This window comes from Adlercreutzia sp. CNCM I-6215 (genome assembly GCF_977072315.1).
The window spans coordinates 37,974-56,200 of the sequence record NZ_CDRVMA010000007.1; the positions used below are offsets into that span (position 1 = coordinate 37,974).

The following is an 18,227-nucleotide window of genomic DNA, read 5'->3' on the forward strand; positions in this document are numbered from 1 at the left end:
TGGGGTTATGAGCGACAGCCAACATACCGATCTCCTTCCCGCCTATTTGGCCGTGGGAGAGGACGCCCTCAAGCGCGAGGCGGTCATCGCCCGTCTCAAGGCGCGCCTGGGCACGATGGGCGATATGGCCTTCAACTCCGACGAGTTCGACGGGGAGTCGGCCGAGGGCGCCGCCATCGCCGCGGCCTGCAACACCATGCCCTTCGCCAGCCCCGTGCGCCTCGTCTACGTGCGCAACGTCGACAAGCTGAAAAAGGCCGACGCCGAGGAGCTCGTCAACTACCTGAAGGCTCCCAGCGCCACCACGGTGCTCGCCTGCGAGGCGGAGAAGCTCGCCCGGAACACGCGGCTGTACAAGGCCCTCGCCGCCGCGGGCCCCAAGGCCGTCATCGACTGCGCCCCGCCCAAGAGCTGGGAGCTGCCCAAGCGCGTCCGCGCCATGGCCTGCACCCACGGCATCACGCTTACCGAGGGGGCGGCCTCGGCTCTGGTGGAGCTCGTGGGTGAGAACACCGTGCACCTCGACAACGAGCTGAAGAAGATCGCCTTGGCCCACGGCACCGGCGAGGGGGTGGGGGAGCGCGAGGTGCGCGCGCTGGTAGCCCGCACTTCCGAGGTGAAGCCGTGGGATTTCACAGCCGCCTTCGCCGAGCGAAACCTCGGAAAGTGTCTCGCCCTCAGATCCAAGATGGAGAGCACCTCGCCCCATGTGCTCATAGCTCTGTGCACCACGCGGCTGCGCGAGCTCATGGCGGCCCAGTCCATGGCCCGTCGCGGCAACCCGCGCGGGCTGGCCAAGGCCCTCGGCGCGCCCGACTGGCGCGTGAAGAACCACGGCGCGTGGGCGCGCCAATGGCGTCCCGAGGAGCTGCGCCGAGCGCTCGCCTCTTCTCGCGACGCCGAGCAGGCCATGAAGAGCGGCAGCGATCCCGACGAGGTCTTCTACCGCTGGCTCGTGGAAACCCTCAAGCGCTAGCTAGCCGCCCCCGGCGCCAAGGCCAGGTTCTTGCGGTCGTAGGGCATGCGGAAGTAGTACTCATGCCCGCAGATTCCCTGCAGGATGCGGCCCTCGCGCACAAGGTAGATGAGATGCGCCAGCGTCTCGCCCATGGAGAAGTACTTCTGATCGAGCGGCCAGCTCTTCCAATCGGGGTAGCGCCACGTGGCATGCTGGGAAATCTGAACGATGTCGTCGTGACCGCCGGCCACCAGCTCGTAGATCTCCTCCAAGCGCTTGCGGTGGTGCTCGATGAGGAAGTCGACCCGCTCGCCCATGCCGGTGAAGGGCTTGCCGTGGGCCGGCAGCACCAGATCGACATCGTAGCCCCTCACTTTCTCAAGGCTATCCAGGAACTCCGCCAATGCGTTGTAGGCAGAAAACCACGACGATACCGACGGCGTGATGCGCTCCAAAACATGATCGCCGGACAGGAGGATCTTGTGGGCGGCCTCGTAGAGGCAGATGTGCCAGGGATCGTGGCCCGGCGTCTCGATCACCTCGAACTCGAACTCGCCGAGACTCAGGCGGTCGCCATCGGCCAGATACGTCATAATCGGGTAGGTGGAAAGCGGCAGAAGCTCCGCCGACACGTGCAAACGCGGCCCCTCCTCGCCGAAGGTCATGTCTTGCTGCTGCTCGGAAGTGGCCGCTTGAAGGAGCAGCGGACCATAGACGTTGCCCTCCATCTCCATGAGGTTCTTCACCTCTTGGAAGGAGTGCAGGTTCGCGAGCACCGGCATGCCCTCGCGCCAAATGCGGTCGAGGTTGCCCGTGTGGTCGGGATGCGAATGGGTGAGCACCACCTGCACCTTGTCCCAGGAGCGCCCGAGGGCGGCCAGGGCATCGCTTAGGGCCTGCTCGCAATCCGGATGGTTGAAGCCCACGTCCACGATGGTGGTGGTGCCGTCGTCGTCCAAAATGAAATAGGAGTTGAGGGCGTGCAGCGGGTTGTGGGGAAGGGGCACGCGCACCAGGTAGAGGTTGGGGTAGATGAGCACCGGCTTGCCGAATTCGGCGTTGCGGGCCGTCTCCGCCGCCAGCACCGCGCCCTCGTCGGGCGTGATGCGCCCCCGCTCGCGGGCTCCGACCGTCTCTGCCATGTTGGCTCCTTCCGCGCTGGGCCCTCATCGGGCGGTTTCGTGTCTCGTTTTCTATTGTAAATAAAGGGTTCGTTCCTGCAACGGAAAACCGCCGTCTTGTAGGCAGGTTGATCCCATGAAAAAGCGCCGCCCCAAACGGGACGGCGCTTCGGATCGCGAAGTCAGCGGAGCGCGCAGGCTACTCGGCGGCCTCCTCGGCCGGAGCCTCCTCAGCCTCGGCGGCAGCGGCCTCAGCCTCGGCCTTGGCGGCCTCCTCGGCCTCCTTGGCCTTGCGCTCGGCGGCCTTCTTCTCCTCCTTCAGCTGCTTCTCGCGGCGCTTCGCCTTCTCCTCGGAAGCGGCGGCCATGGCGGCCTTGCGGGCGGCCTTGGCCTCGGCCTTCTTGGAGCCGGTCTTCTGCGGCTTCGGCGCCGGCTTCTCGTAAGCGGCGATATCCTCGGCGGTCACCACGGTGTTGGCCAGGCGCATGATGCCGCTCTTGCGGTTGGCGGCCTGGTTCTTGTGGATGACGCCCTTGGAGGCGGCCTTGTCCATCAGACGGCAGGCCTCGCAGGCGAAGGCGTAGGCGTCCTTGCCGTTGCCCTCGGCCACGGCATCCTTGACGTGACGGACGGCGGTCTTCAGCTCGCTCTTGACGGCGCGGTTGCGCATACGACGCTTCTCGTTGGTGATGATGCGCTTCTTCTGGGACTTGATGTTAGCCATGAATGCTAGCCCTTTCTGGTTCGGTCGTTTCCCATCTTCGGTGGTATCCAACGACACGAACGCGCGGCGGTATACCCCGCTGCGGGCCATCGTGCGAATCGGAAAGCGGCGGGATTTCTCCGCTTCCTCAGCCCCGAGACCGAATGCCTCGGAAAGCCGCCAGCAATCGTAATCTTAAAGCGCAGCCACGTCTGCAGATTTGGCGGTGGAATCACCGCGTGCACGTATCGCTGGATACACAATGCGGTAGAATACCAAAGATTCCCGTGAGCGCGGCGAAGAAAGTGGTCTTGCGGCCCCGAATCTTCGCGAGACGCACACATTGGGAGGGGAGAGGGGCCTCGCGGGCCCGCTCGCCCGGTAAGACCGCCGCCGATAAGAAAGACATTATGACCCACGAGCTTTCCCATATCCGCAACTTCTCGATCATCGCGCACATCGACCACGGCAAGTCCACGCTCTCCGACCGCATCCTGGAGCTCACGGGCACGGTGGCCAAGCGCGACATGCAGGCCCAGCTACTCGACTCCATGGATATCGAGCGCGAGCGCGGCATCACCATCAAGAGCCAGGCCGTGCGCGTCAGCTACACCGCAGACGACGGCGAGACCTACCAGTTGAACCTCATCGACACGCCGGGCCACGTGGACTTCACCTACGAGGTCTCCCGCAGCTTGGCCGCCTGCGACGGAGCCGTGCTCGTGGTGGACGCCACCCAAGGCGTGGAAGCGCAGACGGTGGCCAATGCGATGCTCGCCATGAACGCCGATTTGGAGATCATCCCGCTCATCAACAAGATCGACCTGCCGGCCGCGGAGCCCGAGCGCGTGAAGGCCGAGATCGAGGACGGCCTGGCCATTCCCGCCGACGACGCGGTGCTCGCCTCGGGCAAGACCGGCGAGGGCGTCCACGATCTTCTGGAAGCCGTGGTCTACAACATCCCTGCCCCCACGGGCAACGGGGAGGCGCCCCTGCGCGCGCTCATCTTCGACAGCTACTTCGACGCCTACCGCGGCGTGGTGGCCCTCATCCGTGTGGTCGACGGGCACATCAAGAAGGGCGACAAGATCCGCATGATGGCCACGGGCACGGAAACGCTCGTGGAAGAGGTTGGCGCGCGGCACCCCCAGGAGGTGCCCGAGGAGGCGCTTTATGTGGGCGAGGTGGGCTACCTCGTCACGGGCCTCAAGGACGTGAGCCAGGTGAAGGTGGGCGACACCATCACCGTGGCCGACGGCGGCGTGAACAAGCCGCTTCCCGGCTACCGTGAGGCGAAGCCCATGGTGTTCACAGGTCTCTTTCCCATCGACGGCGACCAGTACGAGCCCTTGAAGGAGGCGCTGGAGAAGCTGTCGCTGAACGACCCGGCGCTCGTGTGGGAGCCCGAGACCTCCCACGCCCTCGGCTTCGGCTTCCGCGTGGGCTTTCTGGGCCTTCTGCACATGGAGGTCATCAAGGAGCGGTTGGAGCGCGAGTTCGGGCTGGACCTTCTGGCCACGGCGCCCTCGGTGGAGTACCACGTGTACCTCAAGGGCGGCGAGATGGTGTCGCTCCACTCGCCCCAGGAGATGCCCGACCCCGGCTCCATCGATCACGTGGAAGAGCCCTATCTGAAGGCGAAGATCCTCATCCCGCCCGACTACGTGGGCGCTGTGATGGATCTGGCCGTGGGCCGCCGCGGCAACTTCGTCACCATGAACTACCTCTCCCAGACCACCGTCGAGATGCTCTGGGAGATCCCGCTGTCCGAGCTCATCCTGGACTTCTTCGACAAGCTGAAGTCGAACACGAAGGGCTACGCGTCCCTCGACTACGAGATGGACGGCTACAAGCCCTCGCAGCTCGTGAAGTTGGACATCCTGCTGTCGGGCAAGCCCATCGACGCCCTGTCGTTCATCGTGCACAAGGACAAGGCCTACGACCGCGGGCGCGTGCTCTGCGACAAGCTGAAGGAGATCATCCCGCGCCAGATGTTCGAAGTGCCCATCCAGGCGGCCATCGGAGGTAGGGTGCTCGCGCGCCAGACCGTGAAGGCCAAGCGCAAGGACGTGCTCGCCAAGTGCTACGGCGGCGACATCACCCGCAAGCGCAAGCTTCTGGAGAAGCAGAAGGCCGGCAAGAAGCGCATGAAGGCCATCGGCAACGTGGAAGTGCCCCAGGAGGCCTTCATGGCCATTTTGAAGGTGGACGAGTAGGGAAAAGCCTATCCCTCCAGCAGGTCCTCGCGGACGACGTTGGTCATCACCTTGGGCTCAAGCTCGGGCGGGTTGATGCCGGCGGCGCGGCCCGCTTCGATGCACTTGAGCATCCAGGCCATGTTGCGGCCGAGCACGCGCATGGTGTGCAGGCCCTCGCCGTCGCCCTGCGCCTCGCCGGGGTTGCGCCCGTAGGCAATGTTCCAGTAGGAGCTGGACACAATGGGCTGGCAGTTGATCTGGAAGTACTTGTTGATCTGGTCGGCCGCCTCGATGGCCCCGGCCCGGCGCGCCACAGCGACGCCGGCGGCCGGCTTCATGCGGAAGTTCGTGCCGCCGGCGTAGAACATGCGGTCCATGAGCGCCCGCAGCGATCCGGCCATACCGGCGTAGTACACCGGCGACCCCACGATGAAGCCATCGCACTCGACGGCCTTCGCGATGAGCTCGTTGCAGCAGTCCTCGGCGAACACGCAACGCTTATCGCCAGTCTTGCCGCAAATGCCGCAGGCGATGCACCCGCGGATCTCCTTGTTGCCGATCCAGACAAGCTCGGTCTGAACGCCCTCGGCCTCAAGAGCAGCGGCCGCTTCCTCCAGCGCCCGGTTCGTGTTGCCCTTCCAGCGCGGGCTCCCGTTGATGAGCAGTACCTTCACGATCGTCTCCTCTTCTTGTGATCTTGCCGCGACCGCGGCGCGCATCCATTAAACTATGCTCATTCTACACCGTTAAACGCAGCAGTCGAAAGAAGCACCGATGGCCAAGGAACAAGAAGACTACGACTGGATCAACGACCCCTTCGACGAGAAGAAGATCGCCGAGGAGCGGGAGCACATGGGCATGAGCGGCACGTCCAAGACCTTCGTGGGCGTCGGGTGCCTTCTGTTCGTGCTGGGCTTCATCGTGCTCATCGGGCTTTTGCTGTTCGGGATTCTTTAGTCGTGGAAGGGCTCTTCGGGAAATACCGGGTGCTGCTCGCGCCCATGGCCGGCGTGTCCGACATCGCCTTCCGCACCTTGTGCCGCGAGGCCGGGGCGGATATGGCCTTTACGGAGATGGTCTCGGCCAAGGGGCTCTCCTTCGCCAACGAGAAGACGCGCCACTTGCTGGCCCTGGCCGACGGCGAGTCCCAGGTGGCCGTGCAGCTGTTCGGCCACGAGCCGGACGTCATGGCCTCCCAGGCCGCCTGGATCGAGCAGGAGATGGGGGAGAGTCTGGCCTACCTGGACATCAACATGGGCTGCCCCGCCCGCAAGATCGTGTCGAAGGGGGACGGCTCGGCGCTCATGAAGGAGCCCGCGCTGGCCGCTTCCATCGTGCGGGCCGTGAAGGGCGTCGTGGAGCACCCCGTCACGGTGAAGTTCCGCCGGGGCTGGGCGGAAGACGACGAGACGGCGCCGACCTTCGCGCGCCGTATGGAGGAGGCCGGGGCCGACGGGGTCACGGTGCACGGGCGGTTCGCCGAGCAGCTGTACCGGGGGAGTGCCGACTGGGGCGTCATCGCTCGCGTGCGCGAGGCGGTGTCCGTGCCCGTCGTGGGCAACGGCGACATCCGCAGCGGAGCCGACGCCATGCGCATGGCGGTCGAGACCGGCTGCGACGCGGTGATGATCGCCCGGGGCACCGAGGGCAACCCATGGCTGTTCTCCCAGGTTCAGGCCGCTCTTGCCGGCGAACCCGAACCTGCGCCGCCCACGGTTGAGGAACGCATTGCCATGGCGCGCCGCCATGCAGAGCTGCTCACCCATCGCGAGGGGCGCAACATCGTGCGCATGCGCAAGCACGCCATGTGGTACATGGCGGGTCTCCCCGGCGCCGCCCAAGCCCGCGGCCGCATCAACTACTGCACGACGCTTTCGGACTTCGACGCGGTGTTCGACGAGCTTCTGGAGATTGCCCGGGAGCGTTCGTGATTTGTCCGTCTCGCGCCAATATCGCTCCGATTTCCTGCTGTCCATCTCGCATCAGGGTTGTCCGTCCGACGCTAGGAGGCATTGCAATTCGCTCAGACAGTCTTCGCCGGTATCGAAGGCGACAGGGTTCAATTTCCCGCATATCGCCGCGCCTTCGACACCGTCTGCGGAACTCGCTCGGTTGCAACGCCTCCTATCGTCGGACTACCCAGCCGGAAAGAGAGGTCTGTCGTGGCTTATGACCCTTATAAAGCACTGTACCTGCATATTCCGTTCTGCGTGAAGCGGTGCGGGTACTGCGATTTCGCCACTTCGGCGGTAGAACGGGACTCGCCGATTATTGACGAGTACGTGGAATCGCTCGTGATGGATATTCGCCGAGCCTCGAGGGAGGGGAAGCTCGGAGCCATTGAGACGGTGTATCTGGGCGGGGGGACGCCGAGCTATATCGGCATGAGACGACTTTCGATGCTTCTTTATGCGCTGTCGATGTCGATGCATCTCGAACCCGAGGTCGAGTGCACGATGGAGGCGAACCCCGAAAGTCTTACGGCGCCCATGGTGCGGGATATCTGGGCGCTCGGGGTGAACCGGCTCTCCCTTGGCGTGCAGTCCTTCGACGACGAGGTGCTGCGCATCCTGGGCCGCGCCCACGACGCCGAGGCTGCCCGGGCGGCGGTGCGCGCGGCCCAGGAGCGCTTCGAGAACGTATCGGTGGATCTGATGTGCGGCATCCCGGGTCAGAGCGAGGAGTCCTTCGCGGAAAGCGTGCGGGAGGCGGTGGCGCTCGGCGCGAACCATGTGTCGGTGTACCCGCTGACCATCGAACCCCATACGCCCTTCGATGCCGCCATTATGCGGGGCGAGATGCTCGAGCCCGACGAGGATGCGGAAGCGGCGGCCATGGAGGAGGCTCAGCGCATCCTGGAGGACGCGGGCTTTCACCGCTACGAGGTGGCAAGCTACGCGAGGCCCGGGTTCGAGAGCCGCCACAACACGGCCTACTGGACGGGCAAGCCCTACCTGGGGCTGGGGCGCTCGGCCGTCACCATGACCCAGAACGCCGAGCGTCGCATGCGGGTGCAGGACGGACAGGTGGTGGATGATCTGGACGCGCGGCAGATGGCCGCCGAGGACCTCATGCTGGGCATGCGCATGGCCCGCGGCGTCTCCGACGAGCAAATGGAGCAGGCGGCAGCTGTCATCGATGGGACTGCAGTCGGTCGGAAAGGGGGGAAGGCGAGCTTGGAAGAGGTGGCGGACAGGTCCGCAGAAGAGGCCGGCTCGGTGCACGCTGCCTTCGACGAGCTGGCCGTCCTCGGCCTGGCCGAGCACCGCGAGGGCCGTTGGCGTCCCACCGACGCCGGCTGGCTCTGCGGCAACGAGCTCTACGGCCGCCTGCTCGACCTCGCCCCGTAGCCTGCCGGTGCCTTCCACCTTTGCTTGTGTGTCGCTTGCGTCGAGATGGGGGCTTTCGTTAGCACTCTCGTGCCGAGGTTGCTAAAATAGCGTCAACAACGGAAGCCCGCGCTTGGCGCGGGGGTGATGCGGGAAGGTGAGAGGAGCGGATATGCTGTCGGAGCGACGCCAAAGGGTGCTGCGCGCGCTGATCGAGGACTACATCGAGTACGCGCTGCCCGTGGGCTCGCGTACCCTGACCGAGCGGCACCGCCTGGGCGTGAGCCCCGCCACGGTACGCAACGACCTCTCTGCTCTGGAAGACGCCGGCTTCATCCAGCAGCCACACACCTCTGCCGGGCGCGTGCCCACCGACGCCGGCTACCGCACCTTCGTCGACGAGCTGCTCTCGTCGGGATTGGCCGAGGAGGAGCGCCCGCACCAGGCCATGGTTGACGAGCTGCGCGCCTCGGCCTCGGAGCTGGACGCGCTCATGGAACGCACCTCGGCGGCCCTCGCGCGGCTCACCAACTGCCTGTCCATTGTCATGGCGCCCTCGGTGCTCGCGGGCCGCATTCGTCAGATCACGCTGGTGTCGCTTTCGCCCTGGCAGGCCATCGTCATCGTGGTGGCCGAGGACGGCCAGGTGGTCAACCGCACGGTCACCTTCGCCGACGAGGTCTCCGCCGACGAGCTGGCAGGTGCCCAGAACCTGCTGAACCGGGTGCTCGCCGGGCACTCGGCCCGCGACGTGCGCCGCTCCATGGACGCCGGCACCGTAGAGGCCCTCAGCGACCCGCTCGTGCAGCTCATCATCGACGAGGTCATAGAATGCTTGGGCGAGTCCGAAAGCGCTCGTGCCCACAGCCTCGGTGTCTCGGCGCTTCTGCGCCAGCCGGAGTTCAGCGATTCGAAGGCCCTGCTGCCGGTCATAGAAGTGCTGGAGGACGACCGCGTGCTGCTGAACACCTTCGACGAGGCCGCCGCGGAAGGGGGGCCGGTCATGGTGCGCATCGGGCACGAGAACCCCGCCTCGGAGCTCGCCGGTGTCTCTATCGTGGCCTGCCCCTATGGGCGCGGCGAGTCCGAGGGCGTCGTCGCCGTCATCGGCCCCACCCGCATGAACTACGAGCGCGCCATCCGCGCCGTCCGCGCCGCCCAGTGCGCGCTGCACGGCGAGTAGACGTGCGTTACCCAAGAATACGGAAGAGCGAACGAAGAAAGGCAAGATTCACCTATCATGGCCGCAACTAAGGACCTCTACGAAATCCTCGGCGTCTCCCGCGACGCCTCCGAAGCCGAGATCAAGAAAGCATTTCGCCATAGGGCGCGGGAGCTGCACCCGGACGTGAACAAGGCACCGGATGCCGAAGACCAGTTCAAGGAGCTGAACGAGGCCTACGACGTGCTGTCCGACCCCCAGAAGAAGGCCCAGTACGACCGCTTTGGCACGATTCCCGGCGCGGCGAGTGGCGGCGGCCCCTACGGCGGCGTCGGCATCGATTTCGAGGACCTGTTCGGTGGCGGCTTCGGCGGCATGGGCGACATCTTTTCCACCTTCTTCGGCGGCGCGGCCGCAGGCGGCCGCCAGGTGCGCAAGGACGGCCGCGACATGGGCGTGGGCATCCGCATCACGCTGAAAGAGGCGGCGACCGGCGAGAAGAAGGAGATCGTTTACGACCGCCTGGCGCCGTGTCCCGATTGCGACGGCACGGGCCTGGGCGAGGACGGCAAGGAAGTGACCTGCGAGGAATGTCACGGTACCGGGCGCGTCGTCACCGTGCAGCACACCTTCTTGGGCGACATGCAATCGGCGAGCACCTGCCCCGCCTGCCACGGCACCGGCACGGTCATCGATAACCCGTGTCCCGAGTGCGAGGGCCAGGGCCGCGTGCCCGACCGCCAGCGCGTCTCGGTGGAGATCCCCAAGGGCATTCGCGACGGCCAGCAGCTGCGCATCCACGGCTTCGGCGAAGCGGGCATGCAGGGTGCGCCGGCCGGCGACCTCATCGTCACCGTGCGCATCGCCCCCGACGAGTTCTTCGAGCGCGACGGCGACAACCTGCACTGCAAGCTCGTGGTTCCCATGGTGCAGGCGGCGCTCGGCGCCGACATCGAGATCGACGGCATCTACGAGGACGAGAAGGTCACGGTCGCCATCCCCGAGGGCTGCCAGAACGACCAGATCGTGCGCGTGAAGGGCTTCGGCATGCCGCGCCTGAAAAGCGACGCTCGCGGCGATTTGTTCGCGCACATCGCCGTGGAAGTGCCGAAGAAGCTCTCCAAGCGCGAGCGCGAGCTTTTGGAGGAGCTGGCCGAGGAGATGGGCGAGGACGTGAACGAGGAGAAGCGCTCGCCCTTGCAGAAGCTCCGCGACATTTTCGAGTAGGACTACTGATCATGTCGTTGCCGCGCTTCTTTCTGGAAAACCAAGTGCTCGCTGCCGAGACGGAGGCGGTGTTCCCGCTGCGCCTGGCACCCGACGACGCGAAGCACGCGCGGGTGCTTCGGCTGACGACGGGGGAGCACATCGCCGTGATCGACACCGACCAGGATTACTTCGAATGCGAGATCGTCGATTTTGCGGACGAGCTGCCCCTCGTTTCTATTGCGCGCCATGAAGACGCGAGCGAGGCCGGCCCGCAGGTGATTCTGCTGCAGGGCCTGGCCAAGGGCGACAAGATGGAGACCGTCATCCGCCACGCCACCGAAGTAGGCGTGGCGGCCTTCGTCCCCCTTACCTGCGCCCGCTCCATCGTGAAGCTGGACGGCAAGAAGGCGGCTGCGAAGACGGAGCGGTGGCGGGCCATCGCCAAAAACGCAGCCATGCAATCGGGACAGGCCCGGGTGCCGGAGGTCGCCGAGCCCGTCTCCGTGCGCGAGGCGGCCGCGATGCTCGGCCAGGCGACGGCCGTGCTCGTGTGCTGGGAAGAGGCGCCCGAGACAGCGAGTCTGCGTGAGGCCGTGCACGATGCGCTCCTTGCGACGTGCACGCCGGCCGCCGACGCCCGCATCGCCGTGGTCGTGGGCCCCGAGGGCGGCCTCGCCGAGGAGGAGGTGCGCTGCTTTCTCGGCTGCAACGCCCGCGCGCGCCTCGTGACCCTGGGCCCGTCCATCCTGCGCACCGAGACCGCCGGCATCGTGGCCCCGGCGCTGGTGCTCTACGAGCTGGGCGGCATGGGGAATCGGCCCTCTCCCACTTACGAGGGCAACCGTGGGTAGGGCCCTCTTCGGCTACACGGTCGTGAACTTGGGCTGCAAGGTGAACCGCGTGGAGGCCGACGGTTTCGAGCGGCTGCTCGCGGAACGCGGGGGAGTGCCTGTTGGAGAGGCGGCGGCCGATCTCATCGTCGTGAACACCTGCACGGTCACCGGCGAGGCCGAGAAGAAGACCCGCAAGGCCGTGCGCCATGCCCTGTCGACCAACGACGGCGCACGCGTCGTCGTCACGGGATGCGCGAGCGAGCTCTCGTCGGAGACCTTCGCCGCTATGGGTGATCGCGTCGTTGTCGTACCCAAGGCAGGCGCGGATCTCTATCTCAGCGAGTTGGAAATGAGCGGCGCAGCTCCTTGCGAAACGTCTGAATCTTTCTCGGCATCGCCCGCCGATGGCCGCACGCGCATCGGCATCAAAGTACAGGACGGCTGCGACAACGCCTGCACCTACTGCATCGTGCACGTGGCCCGCGGCCGCGCGACGAGCCGACCGGCCGGCGAGGTGGTGGCCGAGGCGGTGGCCCTCGCTGAATCCGGCGTCCGCGAGGTCGTGCTCACCGGCATCAATCTGGGCTCTTACGACGACGGCGGGACGGATCTGACCGACCTATGTCGCCGCCTTCTAACGGCCACCGCCGATCTGTACGGCGCGGGCGAGCCTCCCTGCCGCTTCCGCATCGGCTCCATCGAGCCTATGGACGTGACCGGCGAGTTCGTCTCTCTCCTCGCCGAGGCCGAGGGCCGCATCTGCCGCCATCTTCATCTGCCCTTGCAGTCCGGCTCGTCCCGGGTGCTGCGCGAGATGGCGCGCCCCTACGACGCCCACGAGTTCCGCCAGCTGGCCGACTTCCTGCGGGCGAGCGTCCCCTCCATCGCGCTGACCACCGACATCATCGTGGGCTTCCCCGGCGAGACCGATGAGGACTTCGAGGACACCTGCGCGCTCGCTCGCCACGTCGGCTTCTCGAAGATCCACGTGTTTCCCTACTCCAAGCGAGAGGGAACGCCCGCGGCCGCCCGTGCAGACCAAGTGCCGCCCGAGGCGAAGGCCGCCCGCGCCGCCCGCCTGCGCGCGCTTTCCGACGAGTTCGCCGCCGCCGACCGTGCCTCTCGCGTCGGCACCATCGAGCTGGCCCTCGTGGAAACCCCCGAGACGGCCACCACCGAGAGCTACCACGAAGTGCCTGCCCCCGCAGATGCGGAGATCGGCTCTCTCATCCCCGTGAAAATAGGATAGCCGCGCGGCAGAAGCGCCTCTCCCGCTTGAAACGCGCTCCGGATTAAGGCTCGCGCCGCCCGAGCGACCTTTTTCGGTCGAGTGCCGATGGGGTTTGGCTGCGACATCGATGGGAGTTTTGGAGCAGGCGCACAACACAGCGCGCAACATAGGGTACAATAGCGAGCATGACTGATTTGATGCAGACAACGCTCACGGCGCCCGGCGGGGTGGACATGGCCCTCGTCGTCGGCGCCTCCGACGAGATCCTCCACGTGCTGGAGGAGTCCTTCGACGCTCGGCTCACCGTGCGGGGCAATCGCATCGTCATCGAAGGGAACGCCGTGGAGGTGCAGCAGCTCACCGCGCTGTTCGCCGACCTGTTCAAAACGGTGGAGGAAGGGCAGGCCCCCGACACCGACTCGGTGCGCCGTTCCGTCGAGCTGCTCCGCCAGGCGGAGTTCGCCCCCACCGCCCTGCGCGACGATGTGCTGCTCACCTACCGGGGCCGGGCCATTCGACCGAAGACCGCCGGCCAGAAGCACTACGTCGACGCCATCCGCGACAACACGGTCACTTTCGCCATAGGGCCGGCCGGCACGGGCAAGACCTACCTGGCCATGGCCATGGCGGTGGCGGCCTTGAAGCGCAAGGAAGTCGGCCGCATCGTGCTGTCGCGGCCCATCGTGGAGGCCGGCGAGAACCTCGGCTTTCTGCCGGGCACCCTCTTCGAGAAGGTGGATCCCTACATCCGACCGCTCTACGATGCGCTGTACTCCATGTTCGATCAGGAGCGAGCGAATGCCCTCATCGAGAACGGCACCATCGAGATCGCCCCTCTCGCCTTCATGCGCGGGCGCACCTTAAATGACGCCTTCATTATCTTGGACGAAGCCCAGAACACCACGCCCGAGCAGATGAAGATGGCACTGACGCGCTTGGGGTTCGGTTCGAAAATCGTCGTCACCGGCGACATCTCTCAAATCGATCTGCCCCGCGGGGAGAGCGGCCTTGTGCAAGTGCGCTCCGTCCTCGAGGGCATCGACGACATCGCGTTCTGCGATCTTTCCGGCAAAGACGTCGTGCGCCACTCTTTGGTGGCGACCATCGTGGCCGCCTACGAGCGCGCGGCGGGAAAGGCAAGATAGCCCATGGAAATCCTCATCACCTACGGACATCGCGAGGAAGACCTCGCCTCCCTTCCCATTCGCGACCTGGCCCTGTTCGTGCTCGAGCGCGAGGGGAAGCCCATCAACACGGAGGTCTCCATCAGCTTTGTGGACGATACGGCCATGGCCGAGCTGAACGAGCGCTTCCGCGGTATGGAAGGACCCACCGACGTGCTCTCCTTCGAATGCGACAACATCGACGACGACATCACCGCCGCCGACGGGCCGAGCTGCCCGGTCTACGAACTGGGCGACATCATCGTCGCGCCCGACGTCGCGGCGCGTCAGAGCACCGAGTTCGGCAACTCCTTCGAGCAGGAAGTGTCGCTGCTCATCGTTCACGGGCTTCTGCACCTGTGCGGCTACGATCACATCGTGGACGAGGAGGCCGAGGTCATGGAGGCCCGCGAGCGCGAGCTGCTCACGGCCTGGACCGAGCGCGACCTGCCCGCTGTCTCCGAGAACCGCTGAGCGCTTGAGAGGCAGCCCGTTGGCCGGCGACGATAAGATGAGGCCGCTCGTGCGCAGAGCGGGGGAGAGCCGCCGGTGCGGGGAGGGGCGCTTCCCGCTCGTGTGCGCCTTTCGCTGCGCGGCCGCCGGCGTCGCCTACGCCTTTCGCTCTCAACGCAACCTGAAGATCCAGGTGATCCTAGGGCTTGCCGCCGTCGCGGCCGGATTCGCCCTGGGCATCAGCCGCGTCGATTGGCTCGCCATCGTGCTCTGCATCATCGTCGTGTCCGTGGCGGAGGTGGTGAACACCGCCATCGAGTCGGCGGTCGATCTCGCCTCGCCCGAGTGGCACGAGCTGGCCCGCGCGGCCAAGGACGCGGCGGCCGGCGCCGTGCTTTTGGCCTCAGCGGGCTCGGTAATTGTCGGGCTCATCGTCTTCGCACCCTACGCGCTCGACCTTCTCTAACGCACGACGCCCCACCTCTTCGAAAGGAACTTCATGGATCTCGACGCCTACTTCGCTGAAAACCCCATGGGGGGCTCATTTCCCACCAATCCCGACTTCAAGAGCGGGTTCGTGACGCTGGTCGGGCGCCCCAACGCCGGGAAGTCGACGCTTCTGAACGCCATCATGGGCAAGAAGATCGCCATCACCTCGAACACGGCCCAGACGACGCGCCACCGTTTCCGCGCCGTGCACACCACCGATGACATGCAGATGATCATTGTGGACACTCCCGGTCTGCACAAGCCCCAGGACGCCCTCGGCGAGGAGCTGAACACGAGCGCGATCAAGGCTTTGGAGGACGTGGACGTCGTGGCCATGCTCATCGACGCATCGAAGCCCATCGGACGGGGCGACGAGTGGGTGGCCGCCCAGGTGCGCGCCGCGAAGGGCTCGGCGAAGATCTGCGTGCTTTCCAAGACCGACCTGGCGAGCGATGCCGAGATCAGCGCCCAGCGCGAGGCGGCCGAGAAGCTCTGCGACTGGGACGCCATGGTGGCGCTGTCGGCCGAGACGGGCCGCAACGTGGACGCCTTCGTGGAGGAGGTGCAGTTTCTTCTGCCCGAGGGCCCGGCGTGGTTCCCCGCCGACATGGAGACCGACCAGCCGCTGGAGGTCATGGTGGCGGAATTCATCCGCGAGAAGATCCTGCGCAACTTCTTCGACGAGGTGCCCCATGCCATCGGGGTCGCCGTGGAGGAGATGGAATTCGAGAAGCCGAACCTCTACCGCATCTACGCGGTCATCTATGTGGAGCGCGACAGCCAGAAGGGCATCATCATCGGCAAGCGCGGGGCAGCCATCAAGCGCATCGGCACCGAGGCCCGCAAGGACTTGGAGCTGCTGCTGGGGGCGAAGGTGTTTTTGGATCTGTCGGTGAAGGTACGCAAGAACTGGCGCCGAGACGCCAACCAGATCCGAAGATTCGGCTACGGGGAAGGGGCCTAGGCGCCTGTCGGACCCTCGCTGACTTCCTTGGGCGAACCAGTAACTTTGTTGTTGCTGGATATGGGGGCTATATTCAGAATAATCGGGTACAATTTTCCTTATCTGTGCAATCAATGAGGAGAACGTCGATGAAATGCCCTCACTGCTCATTCGATAATCGTGACGACGCCGCGTTCTGCGAGAACTGCGGCGAAGTGTTCGTGGCCGCCTCGGCGAAAGTGTCGGTGCCTCCCGTGGTGGAGGTGCCCCCGGTCGTGCGCGTGCCCGACGTCGCCCCGGCGCCTTCCAAACCGGCGCCGCGGGCCTCGGTGGCCGATCTGGTCGATCCAGTGCCCGACGGCCCCGATGTCCCCGACCTGTCCGGCTTCGAGCGGCTGGTCGACTCAAGTTACGTTCCGCCGGCGGCCACTCAGGCCGGTGACACGGCCGAGATCCCGCGCATCAACGAGGAGTACGTGCCACGCGCCCGCAGCTACGCCATGGGACCGACGGAGAAGGAGCTGCGGCGCCGCGACCGCCAACAGAAGAAGCTCGCGAAGAAGTTTTCGAAGATGCAGGAGAAGGAGGAGGCCCGCAAGGCCAAGGAGCTCCTGCGGGCCGAGAAGGAGCGCCTGCGCGCCGAAACGGCTGCGGAGAAGGAGCGTTTGCGCGCCGCCGAGGCCGAGGCCCGCGAGCAGCGGCGGATAGCCGAGGAGGAGGCCCGCGAGGCCCGGCGCGCTGCCGAGGCTGCCGAGCGGGAAGAACGCGAGCGGCTTGAGCAAGAGCGGGTGGCTGCCGCGACAGCAGCTGCGGCCGTGGCAGCCGAGACTGCCGAGATGGAAGAAACGCCTGAATTCACGACGCCCGGCGAGGATGCCCCTGTTGCTGAGAACGAGGCCTCCAAGGCTGGCGATGCGTCCGGTGTCGCCTTCGGTGCGATTCCTGGCGCCGTCGCCGGCTTCGCAGCTGCAGACGCAACCGCCAAGGACGACGATCTCGACGAGGTGCTGTCCAGCGGGGACGAGGTAGTGAGCCTGTTCGAGCGGTCGGGCAAGCGTCCGGCGCGCATGGGCTCCCATGCGGCGCGGCCCTCCGTGAATCGTCAGGGCCGCGGTCGCTCCCGTAAGACCCAGGATGAGGCGGGGGCGACTCTGGAGACCCCGGTGGTGCAAGAGGCACCGCAAGCGTCGCCCAATGAGTCGGCCGACGCTTGCGCCGCCGAGGAAACGGCTCTCATGGAGGCCGCCTCCGCCATTGTCGTCGCCGACCAGGCGGCAGTCACGACTGCCGAGGCCGAGGAAGCGCTCACGCCCCGGGCCACCGGCGAGCTGGCCTTCCCCTCGACCATCGAGGAGGAAACCCCTGAGCTGGAATCTTCCATAGGTTTCTCGGCGCCCGAAGAGGCCGCGCCGGTTCGCGATGGCGCCGATGGGGAGGCTCCCTTCCCAGGGCCCTCCGCACGGCCCCCGCGCGCCAAGGGCCCGATCATCGCCGCCGCATGCATCGCCCTGGCCGTGGTGCTGGCGGCCGTAGCGGGTGGTACCTATATGGCCGAGCTGTGGGGCGGCAAGACCATCCCCGAGGTAGTGGGCCTCTCCCAGCCCGAGGCGGTCGACGCCTTGGCAGCCAAGGGGTTCGTTGCGCAGGCCGTCGAAGTGAAGTCCGACGATCCCCAGGACACGGTGCTCTCGAGCGATCCCGAGCAGGGGCATCGCGCGGAAGAGGGCAGCACCGTGACGCTCTCCGTGGCCGTACCGCGCATCGTGCCGGCCATCGTGGGCGCCACCAGCGAAGAGGCCGCCCAGGCTCTGGAGGCCGAAGGGTTCACGGCGGTCACCTACACCGAGGAGAAGTCGAACGAGGCCGCGGGCACCGTGCTGGCCGTGAGCCCGGAAGCGGGCACGGAGGCGAAATCCGGCGACGCTATCACCGTCACCGTGGCCGTTCCCTACACCGTACCCGATGTGGAGGGCATGTCCGAAGCCGACGCCAAGGCCGCGCTTCAAGCCGAGGGCTACGAGGTGACGAGCGAGTGGTACACCACCGAGGACATCGAGGAGGGCACCGCCGTCTCCACCGACCCGGCCGCCGGCAGCGAGCTGAACTCCGGCTCCGAGGTCACGCTGTATGTCGCCCACTCCCGCGGCACCGAGCTGGTGGACCTCACCCGCGAGATCCTGCCCGGAGCCAACCTCACCAACGACGAGGGCAGCTTCAAGGTGGAGAACATCAAGAGCTGCACCTACCGCGGCGACGGCGAGGTGCTCTACACCGTGGAGGCGCGCCAGTACGAGGTGGTCACGATGCCCTTCGGCCTGGGCCAGGAAACGGTGTTCGCCAAGAAGCTCACCACCATCGAGGGCGGCATCGTGTGGAACGACGACAACGAGGTCTCCTACGCCAGCCCCTCCATCCGCTACTAGGCGCGGGGCGGC

At 66.2% G+C, this 18,227-nt stretch carries 17 protein-coding genes; 14 read left to right on the forward strand and 3 right to left on the reverse strand.

Features of this window, described 5'->3' with window-relative positions; all coding sequences use genetic code 11:
• Positions 1–7: 7 nt before the first annotated feature.
• Positions 8–976: a DNA polymerase III subunit delta gene (holA, locus tag ACW4LP_RS06745; RefSeq protein WP_157011644.1), complete on the forward strand. Its 969-nt coding sequence runs from the start codon at positions 8–10 to the stop codon at positions 974–976.
• On the opposite strand, the gene ACW4LP_RS06750 is transcribed toward holA, so the two are convergent.
• Complete coding sequence (locus tag ACW4LP_RS06750) at positions 973–2,100, reverse strand: MBL fold metallo-hydrolase (RefSeq protein WP_302233779.1); 1,128 nt, start codon at positions 2,098–2,100, stop codon at positions 973–975. The genes holA and ACW4LP_RS06750 overlap by 4 nt on opposite strands.
• Positions 2,101–2,278: 178 nt before the next feature.
• Complete coding sequence (gene rpsT / locus ACW4LP_RS06755; protein ID WP_157011640.1) at positions 2,279–2,803, reverse strand: 30S ribosomal protein S20; 525 nt, start codon at positions 2,801–2,803, stop codon at positions 2,279–2,281.
• Positions 2,804–3,192: 389 nt separating this feature from the next.
• Here rpsT and lepA point away from each other — a divergent pair, with 389 nt between their 5' ends.
• Complete coding sequence (gene lepA, locus ACW4LP_RS06760; protein ID WP_455803634.1) at positions 3,193–4,998, forward strand: translation elongation factor 4; 1,806 nt, start codon at positions 3,193–3,195, stop codon at positions 4,996–4,998.
• Between the two features lie 8 nt (positions 4,999–5,006).
• On the opposite strand, the gene ACW4LP_RS06765 is transcribed toward lepA, so the two are convergent.
• The gene (locus ACW4LP_RS06765) at positions 5,007–5,654 is read right to left on the reverse strand and encodes a flavodoxin family protein (RefSeq protein ID WP_455803635.1); all 648 of its coding nucleotides are present in this window, start codon (positions 5,652–5,654) and stop codon (positions 5,007–5,009) included.
• Between the two features lie 100 nt (positions 5,655–5,754).
• On the opposite strand from ACW4LP_RS06765, the gene ACW4LP_RS06770 reads away from it, so the two are divergent.
• From ACW4LP_RS06770 to ACW4LP_RS06825, 12 genes are all read left to right on the forward strand, one after another.
• A complete protein-coding gene (locus ACW4LP_RS06770; RefSeq protein ID WP_114539043.1) occupies positions 5,755–5,937 on the forward strand; it encodes a hypothetical protein in 183 nt (60 codons plus the stop codon).
• A 2-nt stretch (positions 5,938–5,939) separates the two neighbouring features.
• On the forward strand, positions 5,940–6,911 hold the full coding sequence (gene dusB, locus ACW4LP_RS06775; protein ID WP_455803636.1) for a tRNA dihydrouridine synthase DusB: 972 nt from the start codon (positions 5,940–5,942) through the stop codon (positions 6,909–6,911).
• A 231-nt stretch (positions 6,912–7,142) separates the two neighbouring features.
• On the forward strand, positions 7,143–8,330 hold the full coding sequence (gene hemW, locus ACW4LP_RS06780) for a radical SAM family heme chaperone HemW (protein WP_302011606.1): 1,188 nt from the start codon (positions 7,143–7,145) through the stop codon (positions 8,328–8,330).
• 151 nt (positions 8,331–8,481) lie between these two features.
• Positions 8,482–9,492 carry a heat-inducible transcriptional repressor HrcA gene (gene hrcA, locus ACW4LP_RS06785; protein WP_114539045.1) on the forward strand — a complete coding sequence of 337 codons (1,011 nt, stop codon included), beginning with the start codon at positions 8,482–8,484 and terminating at the stop codon, positions 9,490–9,492.
• Positions 9,493–9,549: 57 nt separating this feature from the next.
• Positions 9,550–10,698 (forward strand): molecular chaperone DnaJ, encoded by a 1,149-nt coding sequence (gene dnaJ, locus ACW4LP_RS06790; protein ID WP_161127251.1) that lies wholly within the window; start codon positions 9,550–9,552, stop codon positions 10,696–10,698.
• An 11-nt stretch (positions 10,699–10,709) separates the two neighbouring features.
• Positions 10,710–11,531, forward strand: a complete 822-nt coding sequence (locus ACW4LP_RS06795) for an RsmE family RNA methyltransferase (RefSeq protein WP_455803637.1) — start codon at positions 10,710–10,712, stop codon at positions 11,529–11,531.
• Positions 11,524–12,762 (forward strand): MiaB/RimO family radical SAM methylthiotransferase, encoded by a 1,239-nt coding sequence (locus ACW4LP_RS06800; RefSeq protein WP_161127249.1) that lies wholly within the window; start codon positions 11,524–11,526, stop codon positions 12,760–12,762. Before ACW4LP_RS06795 ends, ACW4LP_RS06800 begins: the two co-directional genes overlap by 8 nt.
• Positions 12,763–12,929: 167 nt before the next feature.
• Positions 12,930–13,889 (forward strand): PhoH family protein, encoded by a 960-nt coding sequence (locus ACW4LP_RS06805; protein ID WP_161127248.1) that lies wholly within the window; start codon positions 12,930–12,932, stop codon positions 13,887–13,889.
• 3 nt (positions 13,890–13,892) lie between these two features.
• Positions 13,893–14,381, forward strand: a complete 489-nt coding sequence (ybeY, locus tag ACW4LP_RS06810; RefSeq protein ID WP_114539050.1) for an rRNA maturation RNase YbeY — start codon at positions 13,893–13,895, stop codon at positions 14,379–14,381.
• Between the two features lie 19 nt (positions 14,382–14,400).
• Entirely contained in the window at positions 14,401–14,826 is a 426-nt protein-coding gene (locus ACW4LP_RS06815) for a diacylglycerol kinase family protein (RefSeq protein WP_231699466.1), read from the forward strand.
• A gap of 66 nt (positions 14,827–14,892) precedes the next feature.
• On the forward strand, positions 14,893–15,813 hold the full coding sequence (gene era / locus ACW4LP_RS06820) for a GTPase Era (RefSeq protein ID WP_161127276.1): 921 nt from the start codon (positions 14,893–14,895) through the stop codon (positions 15,811–15,813).
• A gap of 128 nt (positions 15,814–15,941) precedes the next feature.
• On the forward strand, positions 15,942–18,215 hold the full coding sequence (locus ACW4LP_RS06825; RefSeq protein ID WP_302011614.1) for a PASTA domain-containing protein: 2,274 nt from the start codon (positions 15,942–15,944) through the stop codon (positions 18,213–18,215).
• Positions 18,216–18,227 lie beyond the last annotated feature (12 nt).

Excerpts from the sequence above, each read along its gene's own strand:
- dnaJ (WP_161127251.1), top strand. The coding sequence starts at position 9,550 with ATGGCCGCAACTAAGGACCTCTACGAAATCCTCGGCGTCTCCCGCGAC.
- ybeY (WP_114539050.1), top strand. The coding sequence starts at position 13,893 with ATGGAAATCCTCATCACCTACGGACATCGCGAGGAAGACCTCGCCTCC.
- ACW4LP_RS06770 (WP_114539043.1), top strand. The coding sequence starts at position 5,755 with ATGGCCAAGGAACAAGAAGACTACGACTGGATCAACGACCCCTTCGAC.
- rpsT (WP_157011640.1), bottom strand. The coding sequence starts at position 2,803 with ATGGCTAACATCAAGTCCCAGAAGAAGCGCATCATCACCAACGAGAAG.
- hrcA (WP_114539045.1), top strand. The coding sequence starts at position 8,482 with ATGCTGTCGGAGCGACGCCAAAGGGTGCTGCGCGCGCTGATCGAGGAC.
- ACW4LP_RS06795 (WP_455803637.1), top strand. The coding sequence starts at position 10,710 with ATGTCGTTGCCGCGCTTCTTTCTGGAAAACCAAGTGCTCGCTGCCGAG.
- ACW4LP_RS06825 (WP_302011614.1), top strand. The coding sequence starts at position 15,942 with ATGAAATGCCCTCACTGCTCATTCGATAATCGTGACGACGCCGCGTTC.
- ACW4LP_RS06805 (WP_161127248.1), top strand. The coding sequence starts at position 12,930 with ATGACTGATTTGATGCAGACAACGCTCACGGCGCCCGGCGGGGTGGAC.
- era (WP_161127276.1), top strand. The coding sequence starts at position 14,893 with ATGGGGGGCTCATTTCCCACCAATCCCGACTTCAAGAGCGGGTTCGTG.
- ACW4LP_RS06750 (WP_302233779.1), bottom strand. The coding sequence starts at position 2,100 with ATGGCAGAGACGGTCGGAGCCCGCGAGCGGGGGCGCATCACGCCCGAC.
- holA (WP_157011644.1), top strand. The coding sequence starts at position 8 with ATGAGCGACAGCCAACATACCGATCTCCTTCCCGCCTATTTGGCCGTG.
- lepA (WP_455803634.1), top strand. The coding sequence starts at position 3,193 with ATGACCCACGAGCTTTCCCATATCCGCAACTTCTCGATCATCGCGCAC.